The sequence below is a fragment of the Meiothermus luteus genome (assembly GCF_003574085.1).
Taxonomy (GTDB): domain Bacteria; phylum Deinococcota; class Deinococci; order Deinococcales; family Thermaceae; genus Meiothermus; species Meiothermus luteus.
In genome coordinates, this window is record NZ_QWKZ01000148.1 from 1 (window position 1) to 4,147 (window position 4,147).

A 4,147-nucleotide genomic window follows, 5' to 3' on the forward strand; every position below is an offset into this window, starting at 1 on the left:
TGCGGGGGGCTGGGGGGCCGGGCAGGTGGAGGAGCCGGTTTGTCCTCCTGCGCCCTGGCGGGTTGCTTCGTCTCCTTCTGCGCGGGAGCCTCATCCTTTGGGGGTTCGCCTTCCCCAGCCAGCACGGCTATAGCCTGGCCGCTTTTCACTTCATCGCCGGGCTTGACCAGAACCTTGGAGACAGTTCCGCTGGCTGAAGCCGGGGCCTCCATTACGGCTTTGTCGGTTTCCAGCTCCAGCACAGGTTGCCCTTCGGTTACCTTATCGCCTTCTTTAATCAGAACCCCCACCACCACGGCGGAGGCCACGTTGTCGCCTAGGTCGGGTAGCTTCAGTTCGGTCATGGAGCGCTCCTTGGGGCCCGCGGGGTCTAACGCTTGTGGGGGGCCTCCCGGTTGGGGTCTATCTCCAGCTTTTTGAAGGCCGCTTGCAGGGCGTTCAGGCTGACCTTCCCCTCAGCCTGCAACGCCGAGAGGGCGGTGGCGGCGATGTGCCGGGCGTCCACCTCAAAGAAGTCGCGCAGGGCCTCGCGGGTTTCGGAACGCCCGAAGCCGTCGGTGCCCAGGCTGTGGATAGGGCGGTTCAGGTAGCCCGAGAGCAGGTCGGGCAGGGCCTTCATGTAGTCCGAGGCCGCCACGATGGGGCCTTCGGTGGGATTTAAGCAACGCGCCGCGTGGCTTATCCTTGGCTTTTCGCTTGGGTGGAGCCGGTTGTAGCGGGCGGTTTCCATGGCCTCGTAGTAGAGGGCCTTATAGCTGGTGACGCTCCACACGTCGGCGGCGACGTTGTATTCAGCGAGCAGGTCGGCGGCCTTGATGACCTCGTTGAGGATGGTGCCGCTGCCCAGAAGCTGCACCCGGGCCTTGGGTTTTTTGAGCCCGCTCTTCTTGAAGAGGTACATTCCCTTCAGGATGCCCTGGCGGGTTTCCTCATGGGGCTCGGGCATGGGGGGTTGGGGGTAGTTTTCGTTCATCAGGGTGATGTAGTAGAAGATGTCCTCCCCGTCCTGGTACATGCGTTTCATGCCGTCCTGCAGGATCACCGCAAGCTCATAGGCGAAGGCCGGGTCGTAGGCCCACAGGTTGGGCACCGGTAGGGCCAGCACGTGGGAGTGGCCGTCCTGGTGCTGCAGGCCTTCGCCGTTTAGGGTGGTGCGGCCTGCGGTGGCCCCCATCAAGAAGCCCTTGGTGCGCTGGTCGCCCGCCGCCCAGACCAGGTCGCCCACCCGCTGCAGACCAAACATGGAGTAGAAGATGTAGAAGGGGATAGTGGGGATGCCGTGGTGGGCGTAAGCGGTGCCCGCGGCGATGAAGCTGCACATGGCCCCGGCCTCGTTGATGCCTTCTTGCAGCAGTTGGCCGGTCTCGGACTCGCGGTAGACGGTGACCGTTCCGGCGTCTACCGGGGTGTAGAGCTGGCCCTTGGGCGAGTAGATACCCACCGAGCTAATCACGCCTTCCATGCCGAAGGTGCGGGCTTCGTCGGGCACGATGGGCACGATGTACTTCCCCACCGTGGGGTGGCGCACCAGCTTGGTCAGCATGCGCACAAAGGCCATGGTGGTGGAGATTTCCCGCCCTCCGGAGCCGGCCAGGAACTCATCGAAGAAGGCCAGGTCGGGGGTGTCCAGCTTGTACTCGCGCACCCGGCGTTCGGGGATCAGGCCACCCAGGGCCTTGCGGCGAGAGAGCATGTAGCGCACCTCGGGCGAGTCGGGGCCGGGGTGGTAGAAGGGGGTTTTCTCCAGTTCTTCGTCGGGGATGGGGATGCCCAGGTGGTCACGGGCCTCGCGCAGGTCCTCCAGGGTGAGCTTCTTGACCTGGTGGGCCACGTTCTTGGCCTGGGCGGTGGGGCCCAGGCAGTAGCCCTTGACGGTGCGGGCGATGATCACGGTGGGCGACCCCCGGTGCTCGGCGGCGGCCTTGAAGGCGGCGTAGATTTTGCGGTTGTCGTGGCCACCGCGCGAGAGGGTCAGGCGGTCTAGGTCTTCGTCGCTCATCCCCTCAATGAGCTTCTTGAGGGCCGGGGTGTTGAAGAACTTCTCCCGCAGCTCCTTTCCGCCGTAAGCCGCGTAGCGCTGGCTCTCGCCGTCTACGAGTTGTTCCATGCGTTCCAGCAGCACGCCCTCGGTGTCCTTGGCAAAAAGCTCGTCCCAGGCGCTGCCCCAGACCACCTTAATCACATTCCAGCCGGCCCCGCGGTAGAGGGCCTCCAGCTCTTGGATGATTTTGGAATTGCCCCGTACCGGCCCGTCTAGGCGCTGCAGGTTGGCGTTGATCACGAAGACCAGGTTGTCAAGCCCCTCGTTGGCCGCGACCCGCAGGGCCCCGGTGGTTTCGGGTTCGTCCTGCTCGCCGTCGCCCAGGAAGGCCCAGACCTTGGCGCTGGTCTTGGGCTTGAGGCCGCGGTCTTCTAAGTAGCGCAAAAAGCGGGCCTGGTAGATGGCCTGCAGGGGGCCTAGGCCCATGCTGACGGTGGGGAACTCCCAGTAGTCGGGCATCAGCCAGGGGTGGGGGTAGCTGGACAGGCCCCGGCCCGGCCCGCCCAGAAGCTCGCGGCGGAACTTGGCTAGGTCGTCCTCGCTCAGGCGGCCTTCCAGGTAGCTGCGGGCGTACACCCCCGGCGACATGTGCCCCTGGTAGAAGACTAGGTCGCGGTCGGGGGAGTCGGGGCCGCGGAAGAAGTGGTTGAAGCCCATCTCCATCAGCTCGGCAATGCTGGCGTAGGTGGAGATGTGCCCCCCGATGCCGTCGGCCTTTTTGTTGGCCTGCTGCACGATGGCGATGGTGTTCCAGCGCAGGATGTTGGCGATGCGCCCCTCGAGCTCCAGATCACCCGGGTAGGGCGGTTCGTGCTCTTTGGAGATGGTGTTGACGTAGGGGGTGTTGACCTTGTCGTGGATGACCACCCCCATCCGGTAGGCGTAGTTTTCCAGCATCTCCATGAGCTGGGCCACCCGGTCCCGCCCCGCTGAGCGCAGGACGTACTCCAGGCTTTCCTGCCACTCCTGGTTCTCTAGGTCCTCGAGCCTTAGCTGCTCCTCGGCGGAAAGGCCTGCTCGAGCGGCGATTAGTTCGCGGTCCTCTACCATACCATGGCTCCTTCGGGCCAACGGCCCCAGCGTGGGTCGTTCTTTGTCATCGGCCTTACCTTACCGCAGCCCGAGGGGGAGAATCGTAAGGAAGTATGTTTTTTACAGCGTATAAAAAACTTTTGCCAAATGGCAAAAACGGGCCGGTGTTCAAGGACCCAGCTTGCGCTTGAGGTACAGAAGTAGGTCCTCCAGGGCGGTGCGTAAGGCCCGCTGCTCGCGCAGTAGGGCCTCAATGCGGTCCTCGGGGTTGGCCAGGGTCAGGGTTTTGAAGATCAGGTTGCCGTTGCCGCAGCGGGGGCAGGGGATGGTGGGCGGGGAGCTGGTGGGGGAGTAGAAGATGCGGGTGTTGTCGCGGGTGCAGAGCATGTACTTGGTCCCGGCCGCCTCACCCCGCCGGATGGCCTCGGCCAATTCCTTGGCCTCCTCGGGCGCGTAGCCTAAGAAGAAGTCGCCGCCCACCTCCTCAATGGCCGGGAGAACCTCCCGGGTGGCGGTCAGGTCGGATTTGAGGCCGTGGGGTGCGGTCCAGGAGATGCCGTTCCACTTGAAGTGGCGCAGATGGCGCTTTCGGGCCTTGTCCTCAATCTCCACAATTAGGGTGACCTCGGGGTCTTTGGGGTAGTAGTACAGCCGCACCGCCGCCACGCCGCTCAGCTCTGGTTCGGGGGGCAGGGTGTAGGAGAGGGGACCGTCGGTCTTGACGCGGCTGTTGTAGCCCACCAGGTTCTGCAGGTCGTAGAGGGTCAGGCCAGGGTGTTCAAAGTCGCCCTCCAGAAGAGCCCGCACCTTGGCGAAGGCTCGCTCGAGGCCCGAGTCCGCCATATAGTTAGAGTCTACCATGGGCCGAAAGCCGAAAGCCGCTGGGGTAGGCGCGGCCCAGACTTGACTGCTATTCCGCATACAACCCCAGGAACTTGAGGGCAGAAAGGGGATGGAAGGAGAAGGCCTCCAGGGCCGCTTTCCTCTCCCGCACACCCTTTCGGTGTAAGGGGGATACCAGATACTCCCGCAGCACCGCCAGCCCCCAGGCCCCCACCCCCCGCAAGACCCATC

At 64.2% G+C, this 4,147-nt stretch carries 3 protein-coding genes and 1 pseudogene; all 4 read right to left on the minus strand.

Features of this window, described 5'->3' with window-relative positions; translation table 11 throughout:
- Positions 1-344, minus strand: a 344-nt coding sequence (locus Mlute_RS14255) for a biotin/lipoyl-containing protein (RefSeq protein WP_119361228.1), incomplete at its 3' end; no start/stop codon positions are given.
- Positions 345-370: 26 nt separating this feature from the next.
- Positions 371-3,091 carry a pyruvate dehydrogenase (acetyl-transferring), homodimeric type gene (gene aceE / locus Mlute_RS14260; protein WP_119361226.1) on the minus strand — a complete coding sequence of 907 codons (2,721 nt, stop codon included), beginning with the start codon at positions 3,089-3,091 and terminating at the stop codon, positions 371-373.
- 150 nt (positions 3,092-3,241) lie between these two features.
- Positions 3,242-3,916 (minus strand): hypothetical protein, encoded by a 675-nt coding sequence (locus Mlute_RS14265; RefSeq protein WP_119361227.1) that lies wholly within the window; start codon positions 3,914-3,916, stop codon positions 3,242-3,244.
- A gap of 67 nt (positions 3,917-3,983) precedes the next feature.
- Positions 3,984-4,147: pseudogene (locus tag Mlute_RS16560) on the minus strand (transposase); the annotation flags it as partial.